This window comes from Pantoea sp. ARC270, from assembly GCF_003236725.1.
GTDB lineage: Bacteria > Pseudomonadota > Gammaproteobacteria > Enterobacterales > Enterobacteriaceae > Pantoea > Pantoea anthophila.
In genome coordinates, this window is record NZ_PUGA01000031.1 from 1 (window position 1) to 16,214 (window position 16,214).

Below are 16,214 nucleotides of genomic sequence, written 5' to 3' on the forward strand. Positions count from 1 at the left end.
GCGTATTGCAGAGTAAATTACTGCCGATGGGGGACGAAAACGTGGAGGCGTTAATCGCGGATATTATCGCCTGCCGCCCGAAAGTCCTCCTGAATACCATGGTCGGTAAAAGCGCCTACAGTTTCTATCGCGCCTGGCACCAGGCCTGCCAGCAGCAGCCTTGGCTAAATGAGGTGCTGAAGCTCAGCCTGACGCTGTGTGAACCGGAAGTGCAGTTGATTGGTGCAGAGGCGTTAGAGGGGTATCTGGTTTCTGCCAGCTGGTTTCAGTCGATTGACAGCGCCGCCAACCACCGTTTTCTGAGCAGCTATCATCAGCGCTTTGGTGAGCAGGTTTCGCCGTCAGTAGACAGCGAGAGTGCCTGGCTGGCCGGACATTTGCTGGCGAGAGCCATTGCGCGCCACGGCAATGCAGATGTGGACGGTGTGCGCAATGCGGTATTGCAGGATGAGATGGATTCGCCCGCCGGACGGATCCGCCTCGACGCCGACAATAATCACTGCTGGCTGACGCCGCATCTGGCGCGATGCCACAACGGCAGGCTGGAGAGTTTCTGGCAGGCGGAGGCGGCGGTGAAACCCGATCCCTGGCTGGCCAGGGTGGATCTCGCGAGCCTCATGCCACGCGGAGGTGACGAATGAGCCGAAAAAACGTACAGATGCGCGGATTAAAAGCGTGTGTGATCGGCTGTTCCGACCGTGATAACCACCATCTGGCGCAGCAGTTCAGCCGCATAGGCATTGAGGGCCTGTTCTGTACGGTGTTTCCGGACGAGAACCAGCTGGCTGACCAGCAGTTACTGGTGTTCGACGGGGATAACTCCACCCTGTTTCACCCCACGAACCCGCTCCCCTGGCCCGCGCTGCCAAAGGTAGCGCTTACCGCCATTGAAACGCCCTCGCGCTTGCAGTGGATTGCTGAACAGAAGATCGACAGCTATATGCGTAAACCGGTGCGCTTTGATGGTGTGATGACCGCTTTTACCCTGGCGCTCAACCATGCCGCGCACATCAGCCAGCTCGACGCACAGCTCCGGCGGCAGGAGGAGCGACTTCGGGCGCGTAAGTTTCTCTTCTCCGCACAGCTGCGGGTGATGAATGCGCTGGGGCTGGATGAGGATGATGCCTACAGCCTGCTGCGCCGCGCCTCAATGGCACAACACATGACCATTGAAAATCTCAGCTGTGCGCTGCTGAACGACACGGAGGCCTGGCTCAGCCGGCTGAAATCACTACTGGTAGAATAGGGGGCTTTTTTTGTGGAGGTGGAGAACGGTTTCAGAAGAGGCCGGAGTGTCGTTGTTACGCGAAAAAAGTCAGGTTTTTATGCAATGAAAAATCCACGCGGTTGCGTGGATTTAAGAGGGGCTGCCGGGTTTGTTAAGGTTGCAAAAAACCTCATGAAACAGCAGATTTTAATCAGACGTTGAACCGTGAATTTGAGTGCATCTCATTGATATTTATTTTTTATTTAAAAATGTACCTTAATAATACTCATTCTTATACTCATTTTTTAGTTGGCATTATTTTCGTAAGGCGCAGGTTGTAGGTTATACTCCTTTTATCGCACCAATCAAGCATCTCTCAAAGTCTACTCCAGTTCACTGAAAACCATTATAATCAGCATCTTCCAGCTCTTGCTTGTATTCTGATGTCTACTGCCCCCACCAAATATACATACATATGGGGGTACATTTGGGGTATGTGCTGTTCGGTCTTATGGATATACCCCCAATGAAACTTAACGCCCGTCAGGTTGATACCGCAAAGCCAAAAGATGAACCTTACAAAATCTCTGGTGGTGGGGAACTTTACCTTTTGATTATTGGTAGCTTTGACCTGCTCCCAGTTGATTAACACATTATGAACTCAGCAAAGTCCGCTCTTGGCACATTGCGGAAGGGCTAACGGCCCGCAGTAAGTGAGTAACGTATGTTTACTGCTGACAATGATCGCAGCCAAGATAAGATAGGTGGTGTCACTCAATCTATCCAAGGTACAGGTTCACCAATATAAGTGTGTGTGCAGCAACGACATGTCACCTTAACGTCATCTCTCGTGATTGAAGGATTTACCTGTTGCAGAATTCCATTCTCATCAACAATTAGACCTGGGTAAAAACTGCTTTCACCAATGCAGACTAAATCCCTTCGCTGATGCTCATGTAGCGCGACCAACCAGAATACCGGCTCGGTGGTATCAAGACGTCCACATACTTCGCTGAATATTTCATCCCACGGTTTGCCAATCTGTTTGATCAGAAAATAAAACAATGGTGTGTAGTCTCGGCCACGCTTCTGTCTGCTATGCATTGTCTCGCGCTTTACCAGTAGCTCATCTCCGACTTTTTTGCGATTTCGTTCCCACCGATACTCAGCACCTGGATTATTAGAATGGTGCCGCGTCGTCGTGTTGACGCTGCGATATAGTTTACGGGACTTATTCTGCTGATGAATACGCATAGCTCGATCTCGTACATCCTTTCTTTTGTGGGTCAGTAGCCCCACTCGGACCTTGTGTTGTTGCATAAAAAACGGACAGCCTTAAAGGCTGTCTCATTCTGCTCAAATACCGTCCTACTGACAACTACCAAAGGTCGGCTTCTGGCTCTAAGCGGGCTAAAGCTGACAGATTTGAAGAGATAAGGGTATAGATGAACTATCCATATCCTTGAACGATTACTTCCCAGTTGATTTGCTTGGTTTCAGTCCTGGGGTATTACCGGGTGTATCCTTATTATCACGTCTGCGTTGATCGGGTTTTCCTGTTGATTTTGCAATTGGTTTTGGACCAGGTTTAAGCCCCATAATCGTGCTCCTTAGCGTTGTCAGAGGTTATTCCTCAGTGTGGATGTAAGTGGAGCTATAAGAATTATCAAGCTCGGATGGGCGTTGGATAATGACTACTAGAATATTATGTGAGCAATGTCAGTGTTTGACATGTAGCGACTGGTCCGATACTGACGTAGGTTGCAGATTGTTCGCGATGAGCCCTCAACAATGAGGGCCTCCTCGGAGATTGTCAGGATGATTGCGCCAATTGCCGATGCAGGACCTGCAGACTAGTTCCCGCTCCAGCCCATGCAGTAGCCGAGCCGACCACATACAAGTTTTGCTTGGCGCGTGAGACGGCTACATTGATTATATTTGGCGGGCTTGCCGCCCACTGACGCGCCCTTTGCTGACTCGCTTTCGGCGCACCCAGCAACAGGATGACCGTGTCCGCTTCTCGACCCTGGAACGTGTGGATCGTGCCTATACGATCAGGGCACCACTCATCCAACTTCACGCCGAACGCCCGCAGCAGATTAGTTTCACTTTCGAGACGCCGACGCATGTTCTGCTCTACGATCTTGAATGGTGTAATGATAAATACGTCCGGATTTGTAATGCCCGATGCTGCCAGTTCTTTGAGCATTCGTACAACCGCTTCGCCCTCGTCGGGGCACCACTTTGTCTCAGCATTGCCATTGATATCCACCCAGCGAGATCTTCCTAATGCCGAGCCAATAGATCCTGGTCTTTTAGGCCCGACAGCATGGACCATCTGCCCGGCATAGGCGATGGAGTTAGAAACATCGAACATGGGGTTCTGGCAACGCCTGTGAACGAGCAGTGGCAGGCCGACTTCTCGATCACCTACATCCATGACAAAGGTGGATTTGAAGCGCGATGCCTGATCAGCAAGTGTCTGTGTAGATGCTGCGGGGGCAGACCATTCGTTCTGGTCAATGTCAAAGAACTTGCAGATTTCGGCGTTCAGCTTTTCAGGAAGTGAAACTACAGGTGGGATTTGCAACGGGTCACCTACCACGATGGAGCGCTTTGCCCGCATGATAGCTCCCACTGCTGCCTGAGGAACGGCCTGGCCCGCTTCATCTATCAGAAGCCAGCCTATGCTCTCTGGTGGCAGATCCCCGAACATCGTACGAACAGAGGCGAATGTCGTGGACACGGTCGGCACGACCATGAAAAGGCTCGACCAAAGGTCGGGGAGAAGTTCACGGTGAGCAGAAGACTGAAAGGCACCAGCTACCATGCCCGACATCAATAGCCCAAGATTGTGTTGCAAGCGGCTGGCCGAAGCATCGATGAACGTTTTATGCACAGTCAGGGCAGCGGCGAAAAGATCCTCCCGTAGGCGATGAACCTCATCGGGAAGCCATGGCGCAGTCAGGTGGATCGCCTCGTGATCACGCTCGAAGAATCTCTCATCAACGACCCTGTCTCCCATGCGGTTTCGTGCCTGTTCCTCGGTCGCCTTCAATTTCGAAACAGCCTGATATTTTCTGGAAATTTCCTGGTCGAGTTGCTGTAACTGGGCCTCAGTATTGCTCCATTTAGTCCTTGCAAGCTCCAGGGCTCCGTCTGTCTCCTGCGCCCGTAAGACTGATTGCTGCAAGGTCGCCGAGAGTTTCTGAAGAGTTGATCTCCACGACTTCCAGGCCGCAGTCGCGAACAAGCGGGAGAAGAAACCTGGACGGCAAGCAAGATGACTGTCGAGCATGATCTTGTCCTGCTCGATCTGCGATTTTGTCTTCTCATGCTCTCGTTGGCAGGATTCAGCAATCTGGTGTGCCTCTTCAACGGCTTCATTCAGACTCGGCCGACGCTGTTCAACCCTTTGAAGTTCGGTGGTCGCTTCCTTGAGCGCCAGGATATCCCGTCGCATCTCTTCGATACTGGCGATTTCGGCCTCTACCGTCTCCTTAAGTTTAAGGAAAACGGTTCGCGCTTTCCGCCAGGCCGCTAAAGCGTCCGCTTCGTTGGTGCTGGGCCGCTCATTGACAACCACGCTGGGCATCACACGATCAATGATTTCGCCAGTTCGTTCGTCCTTGATCTCACGCATGACATTTATGCCGCGAGCTGCTTTCAGGTAGGTAAGGAAACCACCGTCTTCATTCCACCAGAAACCTTGCTGGAACGCGCCTCGGTTGCTGCTTTTGCCGAGAGCAGCGGCGATCAGCCCCCAGGTTTCGACAGGGTCGGAGGGGATGTCCCCCTCGGCCTCGGCTTCGAAATAGCCTACGCGTTTGGGGTTCGCAATCAGGTCGCTGATGGACCGAAAATAGGCGATCTGTTCATGACGACCATTGGCCTCCTTGAGAGGAAGCTCTTTACTGACGTTCTCGACCGCTTTGTTATTGGAGGACGCTACAACGATCTCATGGCCCCTCAAGGATGCATGTAGCTTGTAGAAGTGCAGGAAGGCATTGGAGCCGAATGCCAGCTTCTCGCCTGAGGTGGAAAATGCATCCTGCGGTTTGTTGAAGGCGCACATCGCCGTGGCCCGATCGAGAATGCACCCAACGACAATATCCCGCAGAAGAGTGGTCTTTCCGGTACCCGGTGGTCCGTTGACACCGATGATGCCTGAAGCCTTATTCAGCTCAGCACGCGCCGCATTCACGGCAGCTTGTTGAAGCAATACCAATGGATGGCCGCCTTTCGAAGGCCAACGAGCCTGCGGCATGAGCGACGGTGCGACGAAAGGCTCAACTGCGGAAATGGGCGATAGCACGTCGATTTTCTGGTCAGGCCTGCCAATTCCCATGTAGCGGTGCAAACCGGTTCCGGCTTTGCCCGTCTCGAGCAATTTGGTTGCTTCACCGAGATCTTCAAGATAGAAGGAATTGAGTAACGAAGGTTCAGGCGGCGCTTTGGCCTTGAAATGATTAAACACCTTAATCGCGAATGTGGGTGGCTCAACCAAATGCTCGGGTACACCGAACTGAGACACAAGCCATCTATAAGCGTTAAGAACGACATCCAAATCGAGCGGTATGGGTTCTCCATCTTCGTTGTGGCGGCGAACTCTTCGATCCAGATGCTCAATAATGCGTGGCTCAACATTCGGCCAATTCCCTAAGCTCCCAAGCTTCAGATCGAGAGCCGGCTTGAGTGCCCAGGCAAAACTGGAAACAGCAACGCCCTTGTCCTCAAGCACATAGCCTTCTTTGTCGATCAGGATCGAACCAATGGCCGCTTTCTTACCGTCCGGGCGTGAACGCTCCTCATCCTCGCCAAAAACCTTGACCAGCTCGTCCGTCGCCTTATCGAGAGCGATGGAGCCGAGGACGACCTCGAAATAAAGCTTATAACTGGGCTTGCTGCGGGCGTTTGGTCCCCATGGAACACCTCGCTCCAATAGAGCAACCTTGGATCGATCGCCGGTTGCCATATCCTCTGGGCGTTTATAACTTTGAGGCGACAGTGCTTCGAGGGCTGTCCATGCTGCCAGTATTGCTCGCGCATCATTCGCCTTATCTGACGGAGAGAATGAGGGGAGTGGACCTGGATCGATTTGGTCTTTGTCATATTGCTGTCGCATGGCAGCGTCTGGGATAGTCTTTGGTTGCAGTTGCTCTACATCTGCAGTCGCATTGTGGGGCATAGCTTGAAAAGATTGTGTGGGCGTCGAATCGGGATGACGTGTTGATGGGCTGGAAGCCGACGTGGCGACCACACTGCGGTCGTTAATTACAATTAGAGCTTGCTCGATTTTAGACGTCAGCGTCCGCGCCCTGGCAGTGTTGCGAAAGGTCAGTTCGCTCAACAGCTGTTCAAGTTCACTAACATTGTTGCGGGACTGTTCGAAGATTGCTTCCAGATCGAAGATAGATTTTTGCGCATACTGCCGTGTATTCATTTCTTTCTGCGGCTCCATATCCCTTCAGTTAAGAGATATTATGCTAATTAGCTTGATTTCTAAAACTATTAACTTTCGCTCATGAGGTAGATCCAGATTTCGGTGGCATGCTCAACTGGCTGCTTACGTGAGAAGACGCACTCTGTGCAAATCAATATAATGCAGGTTGTTGGTATGACTTGATGGTTGAGGGATAGCCAAAGGCTATTACCTGTGAACGTGAGGTACAGTAATAAGTTTTTGGCATCTAGATAGATTTTTATTCGCGTGTCTATGAGCACATTGACTTCGTCTCTACGCATTAATGATATGCGACATATTGCCCAAGCCCCCATACTTTTTGATCTCTTGTTAGCAAGTGGATTTCCTTATTCCCATTAGCTAAACTGTGCGGCTGGATTCCTCCCAGCGACTACGCGCAGAGCGAACCATGATCCGCAGAAAAAAACCATTTAATACACTTTCCCGCCGTCAGCGTCGCGCCCGTACACAACACGTTAAGAATCTGATCTACCGCGAGCGTCAGCGCTGCGGAGGACTGCATTATGATGATTGCGATTCTGAAAATGCCGAGGCCATTGCTGCAGGTTGGGTGTGGACCTGGAGCGATGTTTTATTCCTGGGTAATTCTCCAGATCTGTACTGGAATGCGGAGATCATTACCATTGACGTAGCGCGTGCGGATATTGCGGAAAATCTGGTATTTGAAGAAGCTCATGCAATGTTGAACCAAAGCCAGCAGGAAGATGAAGCCCGCATGGATACAACGTCAAACTTCAATACTAATGGGAAGGTGATTAGCCATACGGTGATAGAACGTGCGCGCGTTTCTTACCCTCAGTTCGATGGATTAACCTATTTCGAGTACATTGATAAACGCTTGGCCGAAGTCATGCGCGACAATCCGCCTATAGTTACTCATGGCTACCGCATTCAATCTGGCTATCGTAGCGGCATTGGTTTGCAAATCATCGTGGAAGAGCCTGTGCTCACTCGCGAGATTATCGACAGTGCGATCCACTCATTTCTGGCTGGGGAAATGCCCCTTGTCCCCCAGGTTGACAAAATTATGAAGCAAACTCTTTTTAAGCAACCTGGCAATAAAAGCTGAAATGCACCCGATAAAATTTATGGCGGGCGAATGAACGTGTGAACATGAATTCGTCCCAGTAGTAGGCTCGGATGCCACAGGAATGAGTTCAGATATCAAGGCTGATACCTGATACTTTTAAACGCTACTTAAGTCCTTTTTTATTGCAATTTATCTGTACTCCTTGCAGATATGGCGGATCGAATGGGAAAAGTTTTAAGTCGACGTCCAGACTTATATTGGCGATCCGCGGTCACTCCAGGAAGAATTTGACACCATTCGTGCGACTCAACTTGGGTTCATCCTGGTATGCGTGCAGCCAGTGATAAGCAGCAATGAAATCGATGCTCATCTCGCAGATTTCGTGTCATTTAATATCTTTCACGCGATGCAAAATGGTGCAACAAAAGCTCGTTGGTCAATGAGTAAACATTAATCCTGTCAAAGGCGGAAAATCAGACAGATTATTTATCGGTTCAGTATCCGCTTATGGCACGGAACGGACAAGTTAACTGGGCTGAAGGTCTGCTTTGAGCCGGGAGTTCAATTGACGGATAGAACACACTTATTGAATCGCTCTGCGAGTAAATGGAAGAAAATAGTACTCATCCCTGTACTCATTTTTAACTGTGTTGTGACGAAATGATTCGAGACACTGTGAAATGAAAAATCCACGCAATTGCGTGGATTTAAAGTTTTTTCTGACGCTCATGAGACTCAATCAAACCCCATGAAACAACAGATTTTAATCAGACGTTAAACAGGAAGTTCATCACATCGCCATCTTTCACGATGTACTCTTTCCCTTCTGAACGCATCTTGCCGGCTTCTTTCGCACCCTGTTCACCCTTGCAGGCGATAAAGTCATCAAATGCGATGGTCTGCGCGCGGATAAAACCTTTTTCAAAATCGGTGTGAATTTTACCGGCGGCCTGAGGGGCAGTCGCGCCCACCGGGATAGTCCAGGCACGCACTTCTTTCACGCCTGCAGTGAAATAGGTCTGCAGGTTCAGCAGGGCGTAACCGGCACGGATCACGCGGTTCAGGCCCGGCTCTTCCAGTCCCAGCTCCGCCATGAACTCGTCACGCTCTTCATCTTCCAGCTCGGCGATATCAGATTCCACTGCGGCACACACCGGTACCACCACTGAACCTTCCGCTGCTGCGATAGCGCGAACCTGATCCAGATAGGGGTTGTTCTCAAAACCGTCTTCGTTGACGTTAGCAATGTACATGGTCGGTTTCAGGGTCAGGAAGCTCAGATAGCGAATCGCCGCTTTCTCATCGGCATCCAGATTCAGAGAGCGCAGCATGCCCGCTTCAGAAAGGTGCGGCAGGCATTTTTCCAGCGCAGCCAGCTCGGCTTTCGCATCTTTGTCGCCGCCTTTGGCTTTCTTCTGCACGCGCTGAATCGCACGCTCACAGGTATCAAGGTCAGAAAGTGCCAGCTCGGTGTTAATCACGTCGATATCTTCCGCCGGGTTAACTTTACCCGCGACGTGGATGATGTTGTCATTTTCAAAGCAGCGTACCACGTGACCGATCGCTTCGGTTTCACGGATGTTGGTCAGGAACTGGTTACCCAGGCCCTCACCCTTAGACGCGCCTTTCACCAGACCCGCGATATCGACGAATTCCATGGTAGTCGGCACCACGCGCTGCGGCTTAACAATCTCCGAGAGCTGGTCGAGACGCAGGTCAGGCATGGGCACCACGCCCGTGTTAGGCTCAATGGTGCAGAAGGGGAAGTTAGCCGCTTCGATACCCGCTTTGGTCAGCGCGTTAAACAGAGTGGATTTACCGACGTTCGGCAGGCCCACGATACCGCATTTGAATCCCATGGTTTGATACCCTTTATAACTGGATGGACAGTGCGCCCGATGGCGAGCTGTCGGAGAAGAATTGAAAAATTCCGCGCATTATACACGGAATTGCGACGATTCGGGCGTTTAAGCAGGTTTGAAGGCGTGCAGCCGGTTCATGGCTTTGATGCGATCCTCTTTCAGCCACAGCTCAGTGCAGCGCGCCGCCTCATCAATGGCTTCATCAATCAGCTTCTGCTCGCTGACGGGCGGTTTACCCAGCACAAATCCGGTCACCTTATTGCGATCGCCGGGATGGCCGATACCGATGCGCAGGCGGTGGAAATTGTTGTTGTTGCCCAGTTTGCTGATGATGTCTTTCAGACCATTATGGCCGCCGTGCCCGCCACCCTGCTTAAATTTCGCGACGCCGGGCGGTAAATCGAGTTCATCATGCGCCACCAGAATCTCTTCAGGCGCGATGCGATAAAAGGTCGCCATCGCCGCCACCGCTTTACCGCTCAGGTTCATAAAGGTGGTCGGCACCAGCAGGCGGACATCCTCTCCGGCTATCGCCAGACGGGCGGTGTAGCCATAGAATTTGCCTTCCTCTTTCAGAGACTGATTGTGGCGTTCCGCCAGTAAATCCAGATACCAAGCACCCGCATTATGGCGCGTGGCGGCATATTCAGCGCCAGGATTGGCCAGTCCCACAATCAGTTTAATGCTGCTCACAATGATTATCCTGCTGTTATCGCGAAAGGGCGTTAGTTTACTTCGCGACAGGCGAGATGACAAAGCAGAAGCAGTCAAATGGTTCATCAGCGTGATTAATCATTTTCTATCGGAATCAACAGTCTGCAATCAGGACCAGGCGAAGCTTTATGGTTGATGTGTGATCCAGCCCGCATCGCGGGGCTGAGCCATTGCCTAAACTTATGACACTTAACATTGTGTGCGGTTATTGGCTCTTATGGATGGAGGTGCATTATGAAACATCATCACTGCCGTGTAGCGGGTAACACGCTAATGATACTGGGATTAGTTACCATGGTTCTGGGCGTGGGTTTCTCTATTATGAACCAGCTGCCCGCGCTCGATCTGCCTCAGTCTCTGGCGCAGGGCGCTATCTTCAGCATCTTTATTGGTGCGCTGCTCTGGCTGGTAGGCGCCCGGGTCAGTGGCCGGGAAAAGATAGAAGATCGTTATTACTGGGTGCGTCACTATGACCAGCGCTGCCGCCGGTCACATAACTCACACCACTAAAGAATGGCAGCAGGCAGCGGATGCTGCGCGGTGCGGTTTCGGCCGCTGGCCTTGGCGTGGTAGAGCGCCGCATCCGCCTGCACCAGTAACGCTTCAAAACCCTGCTGATGATGTGTGGCCGTGGCAAAGCCAATGCTGACCGAATAGGCAATCGCATTATGTTGTGATGCACAGACCGCCAGCCGGATTGTCTCACACCACGCTTCTGTCTCCTGTGCCGTCGCCGGAATGATGGCCGCAAACTCCTCCCCGCCCAGTCGCGCAAAACGCCCCCCCGCCGGGATCAGTGCGCTCACCACCTCGCAAAAGTGGATCAGAATCTGGTCGCCCTGCTGATGCCCGTAGCGATCGTTGATGCTTTTGAAATGGTCCAGGTCAAACAGGATGGCGCTGAAGGGCCGGTTCTGGCGATGGCATCGCGCCGCAATGTTTTCTGCTTCGCTGAACAGGGCGCGGCGGTTCCAGACGCGGGTCAGCGGGTCGTGCAGCGAAGCATGTTTCAGGTCCTGCTGCATCCGTTCATTCACCATCGCCAGAATGGTGAAGGTGAGGCCAATAACAAACAGAATCGACTCCAGGATAACGTAAACCGAGAAAGCCGACCCGCCAATCGCGCCTGGCAGCCCGCTGGCAACGGCGCTATCCAGAAACAGCCGGGCCAGATGGAACAGCAGATGGATCCAGAGCAGCAGCTGAGCCGGCCAGAAGGTGGCTTTCAGCGTCTCTCGTGCCAGCCAGACCAGCTGGATCAGGGCGGCGGTATAGGCGACGCAGGCAAGACAGAGCACCACTACCCGTTTCGGCAGGCTGTCGTAAAATGCCGGGAAACAGCAAAGCAGCGCCCAGAGCAGGGCACCCAGCAGCCAGTGGCTGCCGATGGGTTTGTCACAGAAGCGGCGAAAGGCATTCAGCAACCCGCCATAGGCCAGCATCACCAGCACGTTCCCGACGGCCACCGGCAGAAAATGGAAGCCGCTGCTGCGCAGGCTGCTTAAAAAGACCGCCACCAGCGTCAGTACCAGCGACAGCAGGGTAAAGCCCAGCACGCGATCGTACTGCGATCCGACCCAGGCAAAAATCATGATCAGGCTTAAAAAGCCCAGCACATAGAGCTCGCAAATAAACAGGGTATAGATATCGAGAGTCATGATGGCCGGGTTCTGATGAGAAATGGGCAGCAAAGTACCATTTAACGGCAGCGGGCAGAAGCGGGAAACGAGGCCATTGATGAAAAGAGTGCGTGGCGTTGCAAACCGGGGCGAACGGGAAAATTTATCGCGCTAATCTCAGAAAAAGAAGAGAGTTAAGCGGGCAGAAACAGGCATAAAAAAACCGGGCACAGGGCCCGGTTTCCGCGAAGATTAATGCTCGAACATCGCCGAGATGGACTCTTCGTTACTGATGCGGCGAATGGCTTCAGCCAGCATGCCTGAGAGGGTCAGTGTGCGCACGTTCGGCAGCGCCCTGATCTCTTCAGAGAGAGGGATGGTGTCACAGACAATCACCTGATCGAGCACCGATTTACGCAGGTTTTCAACCGCGTTGCCGGAGAAGATTGGGTGGGTTGCATAAGCAAACACGCGTTTGGCACCACGCTCTTTCAGCGCTTCAGCCGCTTTGCACAGCGTGCCGCCGGTGTCGATCATGTCGTCGACCAGCACGCAGTCGCGGCCAGCAACGTCACCAATAATGTGCATCACCTGAGAGACGTTCGCGCGCGGGCGACGTTTATCGATGATAGCCATATCGGTGTCGTTCAGCAGTTTAGCGATAGCACGGGCACGTACTACGCCACCAATATCGGGAGAAACAACAATCGGGTTTTCCAGTCCGATCTGCATCATATCTTCCAGCAGGATCGGGCTGCCAAATACGTTATCAACCGGGACGTCGAAGAAGCCCTGGATCTGCTCGGCGTGCAGGTCAACCGTCAGAACACGGTCAACACCGACGCTGGAAAGGAAGTCAGCCACAACTTTAGCGGTGATCGGCACACGCGCAGAGCGCACGCGGCGATCCTGACGGGCATAGCCAAAGTAGGGGATGACTGCGGTAATACGACCAGCAGAAGCACGACGCAGCGCGTCGACCATCACAACCAGTTCCATCAGATTATCGTTGGTGGGGGCACAGGTGGACTGGATGATGAAAATATCACCACCGCGTACATTTTCGTTGATCTGTACGCTCACTTCACCATCGCTGAAACGTCCGACAGCGGCGTCTCCCAGACTGGTGTAAAGGCGGTTGGCAATACGTTGTGCTAGTTCCGGGGTGGCGTTACCAGCAAATAGCTTCATATCAGGCACGAGAAGAACCTCAGGCTTTGCGTCCAGAGAATGAACGACATGACCGTAACCGGCGTGCACGGTCATGGGCGTTCACACGGGTGTGTTGATGCAAAAGGTGCAGTGTCCGGAACGTGGTGACACTGTCACGCTTTTGCTAATCGCCTCGCAGGGTACGCTGTAGCGGCGACACGTTAACGCCCCGGGCTACAAATCCGCGCACCCCATTCGGGGCAAGCTCCAGCACCTGGCGGGCAGCAGACTCGGTGTCAAATTCAGCAAACACACAAGCGCCCGTGCCAGTCAGGCGTGACGGCGCGTATTCTAGCAGCCAGGAAACAAGCTCATCAACCTCGCGAAAACGTTTTCTTACCACTGCTTCACAATCGTTGGCGAAGGGGGAGGCTAAAAGTGTCGATAAACTGCGCGCTGGGGTGTCACGCTTCAGGTCGGGATCGCCGAACACCACCGGCGTGCTGATATGCACGCCAGGGTGCGCAACCAGGTACCATTTTTCAGCCGGGTCGGCAGGCTGAAGCTCTTCGCCCACGCCCTGCGCAAACGCCGCGAAGCCGTGGACAAACACCGGGACATCGGCACCGAGCGTCATACCCATCGCCGCCAGTTCTTCCGTCGAAAAGCCGGTCTGCCACAGATGATTCAGCGCCACCAGCACGGTAGCGGCATCAGACGAGCCGCCGCCGATGCCGCCCCCCATGGGCAGTCTCTTCTCGATAGCAATCTGCGCACCCGCGCTGGCAGAGAGGCGATTGCTCTGCAGCGCCGTCTGTTTCAGCAGGTTCGCGGCGCGCACAATCAGGTTGTCCTCGTCTGCCACACCCGCCAGCGGCGTCAGCAGCTGAATGCGACCGCTCTGGTCAGCATGAATCTGCAGCTCGTCACCATAATCGAGAAACTGAAACAGCGTCTGCAGGTTGTGGTAGCCGTCGGGACGACGGCCGGTAATGTAGAGAAAAAGATTCAGTTTTGCCGGGGCGGGCCAGTGGGTGATCATTGAACGGTCCAGCTGTCCATGCGCAGTTTAATCCGCTGGTCACCCTCTTTCAGCTCCAGGCTGGAAGGGAGTGGCGGAGTCACTTTGCTGTCGTAACCAGCGATGGAGACCTGCCAGGTCTGACCGTCGCGGCTGTAGTTCAGGCTGCGCAGCTGATAGCTCTCGTTGAGCTGATAGTCGCTGGCATCGCCTGGCAGACCCATCATCCACTGACGCAGGTTAGCCAGCGGGATGTCCATGCCGGTTAACTGGGAAATCATCTTCTGTGCATCGTTGCTGACGTAACGCTTGCCCTTGTTATCGACAATCTGCACGACCGAGCCCTGCGCATCCAGCTGCAGCTCGGTGCTGCCCAGCGGATTGGTCAGCAGCAGGCGATAGCGGTCAGGCGCGGTCTGCTGCCAGTTGAAGCGGGCATACACTTTCTGTTTGTCGGAGAGGTAGGCAAAGGCGCCGCGGGTCTGATAATGCGTGACCTTTGAGACCGCCTGCTGATGCTGTTGCCACTGCGGCGCGGTGACGCTGGGGCCCGGACCCTGCGGTTTGTTGACGCTACAGGCCGCCAGCAGCACGCTGGCAAGGGGCAAAAGGCGCAACAGATTGCGTGGTGAAGTAAGCATCAAGTGGTCATCTCCTCGGACACATTTATTATTGGCAACGGATAACGCTAACCGTCACGGTTTTAACCGTCAATGCTGTTATGCAGCAAATTGCGTATGATCAGGTTAATCTTATTACAGTCATAGCCTTTGTATGGCTTTTCTTGATCTGTCGCATCTTGTAGAATGCGCCTCACAAAACCCTGACATTATTGGGACATCCCAACCAAAATCACCATGACGCTGCTCGCTCTCGGAATCAACCACAAGACCGCCCCCATTGCTCTGCGCGAACGTGTTACGTTCGGGCCGGAGACGCTTGAGCAGGCCTTAAACAGCCTGTTATCACAGCCAATGGTGCAGAGCGGTGTGGTGCTGTCCACCTGTAACCGGACTGAACTCTACCTGAGTGTAGAGCAGCAGGCGGATTTACAGGCGCGTCTGGTGAGCTGGCTGTGCAATTATCATCAGCTGAACGAAGAGGATGTGCGTAACAGCCTCTACTGGCATCAGGATAATGAGGCGGTCAGCCACCTGATGCGGGTCGCCAGCGGACTCGATTCCCTGGTGCTGGGCGAACCCCAGATCCTCGGTCAGGTGAAAAAAGCGTTTGCCGACTCCTCACGTGGTCAGGCGCTGAGCAGTGAACTGGAGCGCATGTTCCAGAAAACCTTCTCGGTGGCCAAACGCGTGCGCACGGAAACCGACATCGGTGCCAATGCCGTCTCGGTGGCGTTCGCGGCCTGTACGCTGGCCCGTCAGATCTTTGAATCACTCTCCACCGTCAATGTCATGCTGGTCGGCGCCGGTGAGACCATCGAGCTGGTGGCCCGCCACCTGCGCGAACACCAGGTCAAAAATCTGATCATCGCCAACCGCACCCGCGAGCGCGCCGAAACGCTGGCGTCGGAAGTGGGTGCCGAGGTGATTACCCTGGCGGAGATCGACGCCCGTCTGGCCGAGGCGGACATTATCATCTCCTCCACCGCCAGTCCGTTACCGATTATCGGTAAGGGGATGATGGAGCGCGCCCTGAAAGCGCGTCGTAATAAGCCGATGCTGCTGGTGGATATTGCCGTCCCGCGCGACGTCGAGCCGGAAGTGGGCGATCTGCCTAATGCCTATCTCTACAGCGTGGACGATCTGCAGGCGATTATCGAGCAGAACCTGGCGCAGCGCAAAGCGGCGGCAGTGCAGGCCGAAAGCATCGTGGTGCAGGAAAGCGGCGAATTTATGGCGTGGCTGCGCTCGCAGGGCGCGGTGAACACCATCCGGGAATATCGCTCTCAGGCGGATGAGATCCGCGCTGAGCTGGAAGGCCGTGCGCTGCAGGCGCTGCAGCAGGGCACCGATCCGCAGAAAGTTCTGCAGGAACTGGCGCACAAGCTGACCAACCGTTTAATACATGCCCCAACCAAATCACTTCAGCAGGCCGCCCGCGACGGCGATAATGAACGCCTGCAGATTTTACGCGACAGCCTGGGTCTCGATTAGGCACACTGCT

The 16,214-nt window shown here is 53.6% G+C and carries 13 protein-coding genes and 1 pseudogene; 6 read left to right on the plus strand and 8 right to left on the minus strand.

The window, feature by feature from the left end:
* The 3 genes and pseudogenes from CKF42_RS14795 to CKF42_RS14805 form a co-directional block, all read left to right on the plus strand.
* A partial coding sequence (locus CKF42_RS14795; RefSeq protein ID WP_146239943.1) for a transporter substrate-binding protein occupies positions 1-641 on the plus strand: 641 nt, incomplete at its 5' end.
* The gene (locus CKF42_RS14800; RefSeq protein WP_111208517.1) at positions 638-1,246 is read left to right on the plus strand and encodes an ANTAR domain-containing response regulator; all 609 of its coding nucleotides are present in this window, start codon (positions 638-640) and stop codon (positions 1,244-1,246) included. The genes CKF42_RS14795 and CKF42_RS14800, both read left to right, overlap by 4 nt.
* A gap of 487 nt (positions 1,247-1,733) precedes the next feature.
* Positions 1,734-1,823, plus strand: a pseudogene (locus CKF42_RS14805) (DUF4102 domain-containing protein); the annotation flags it as partial.
* Between the two features lie 158 nt (positions 1,824-1,981).
* Here the strand turns inward: CKF42_RS14805 and CKF42_RS21350 are convergent.
* On the minus strand, positions 1,982-2,461 hold the full coding sequence (locus CKF42_RS21350) for a hypothetical protein (RefSeq protein ID WP_111208534.1): 480 nt from the start codon (positions 2,459-2,461) through the stop codon (positions 1,982-1,984).
* 559 nt (positions 2,462-3,020) lie between these two features.
* Positions 3,021-6,650 (minus strand): ATP-binding protein, encoded by a 3,630-nt coding sequence (locus CKF42_RS14815; RefSeq protein ID WP_111208535.1) that lies wholly within the window; start codon positions 6,648-6,650, stop codon positions 3,021-3,023.
* A 430-nt stretch (positions 6,651-7,080) separates the two neighbouring features.
* Between CKF42_RS14815 and CKF42_RS14825 the strand changes: the two genes are divergently transcribed.
* Entirely contained in the window at positions 7,081-7,761 is a 681-nt protein-coding gene (locus tag CKF42_RS14825) for a hypothetical protein (protein WP_111208519.1), read from the plus strand.
* Positions 7,762-8,489: 728 nt separating this feature from the next.
* On the opposite strand, the gene ychF is transcribed toward CKF42_RS14825, so the two are convergent.
* Together ychF and pth are read right to left on the minus strand one after the other, a co-directional pair.
* Positions 8,490-9,581 (minus strand): redox-regulated ATPase YchF, encoded by a 1,092-nt coding sequence (gene ychF / locus CKF42_RS14830; protein ID WP_046101684.1) that lies wholly within the window; start codon positions 9,579-9,581, stop codon positions 8,490-8,492.
* Positions 9,582-9,689: 108 nt separating this feature from the next.
* Positions 9,690-10,277 carry an aminoacyl-tRNA hydrolase gene (pth, locus tag CKF42_RS14835; protein WP_009090644.1) on the minus strand — a complete coding sequence of 196 codons (588 nt, stop codon included), beginning with the start codon at positions 10,275-10,277 and terminating at the stop codon, positions 9,690-9,692.
* A gap of 255 nt (positions 10,278-10,532) precedes the next feature.
* Between pth and ychH the strand changes: the two genes are divergently transcribed.
* Positions 10,533-10,808, plus strand: a complete 276-nt coding sequence (gene ychH / locus CKF42_RS14840) for a stress-induced protein YchH (RefSeq protein WP_111208520.1) — start codon at positions 10,533-10,535, stop codon at positions 10,806-10,808.
* On the opposite strand, the gene CKF42_RS14845 is transcribed toward ychH, so the two are convergent.
* From CKF42_RS14845 to lolB, 4 genes are all read right to left on the minus strand, one after another.
* Positions 10,805-11,956, minus strand: coding sequence for a GGDEF domain-containing protein (locus CKF42_RS14845; RefSeq protein ID WP_111208521.1), 1,152 nt, complete (start codon positions 11,954-11,956; stop codon positions 10,805-10,807). The genes ychH and CKF42_RS14845 overlap by 4 nt on opposite strands.
* 213 nt (positions 11,957-12,169) lie before the next feature.
* Complete coding sequence (prs, locus tag CKF42_RS14850) at positions 12,170-13,117, minus strand: ribose-phosphate diphosphokinase (RefSeq protein ID WP_009090638.1); 948 nt, start codon at positions 13,115-13,117, stop codon at positions 12,170-12,172.
* Between the two features lie 136 nt (positions 13,118-13,253).
* The gene (ispE, locus tag CKF42_RS14855) at positions 13,254-14,111 is read right to left on the minus strand and encodes a 4-(cytidine 5'-diphospho)-2-C-methyl-D-erythritol kinase (RefSeq protein WP_111208522.1); all 858 of its coding nucleotides are present in this window, start codon (positions 14,109-14,111) and stop codon (positions 13,254-13,256) included.
* Positions 14,108-14,731 (minus strand): lipoprotein insertase outer membrane protein LolB, encoded by a 624-nt coding sequence (gene lolB, locus CKF42_RS14860; RefSeq protein ID WP_009090634.1) that lies wholly within the window; start codon positions 14,729-14,731, stop codon positions 14,108-14,110. The genes ispE and lolB overlap by 4 nt, the downstream gene beginning before the upstream one ends.
* Positions 14,732-14,947: 216 nt before the next feature.
* Between lolB and hemA the strand changes: the two genes are divergently transcribed.
* The gene (hemA, locus tag CKF42_RS14865) at positions 14,948-16,204 is read left to right on the plus strand and encodes a glutamyl-tRNA reductase (protein WP_046101687.1); all 1,257 of its coding nucleotides are present in this window, start codon (positions 14,948-14,950) and stop codon (positions 16,202-16,204) included.
* The last annotated feature ends 10 nt before the right edge of the window (positions 16,205-16,214 follow it).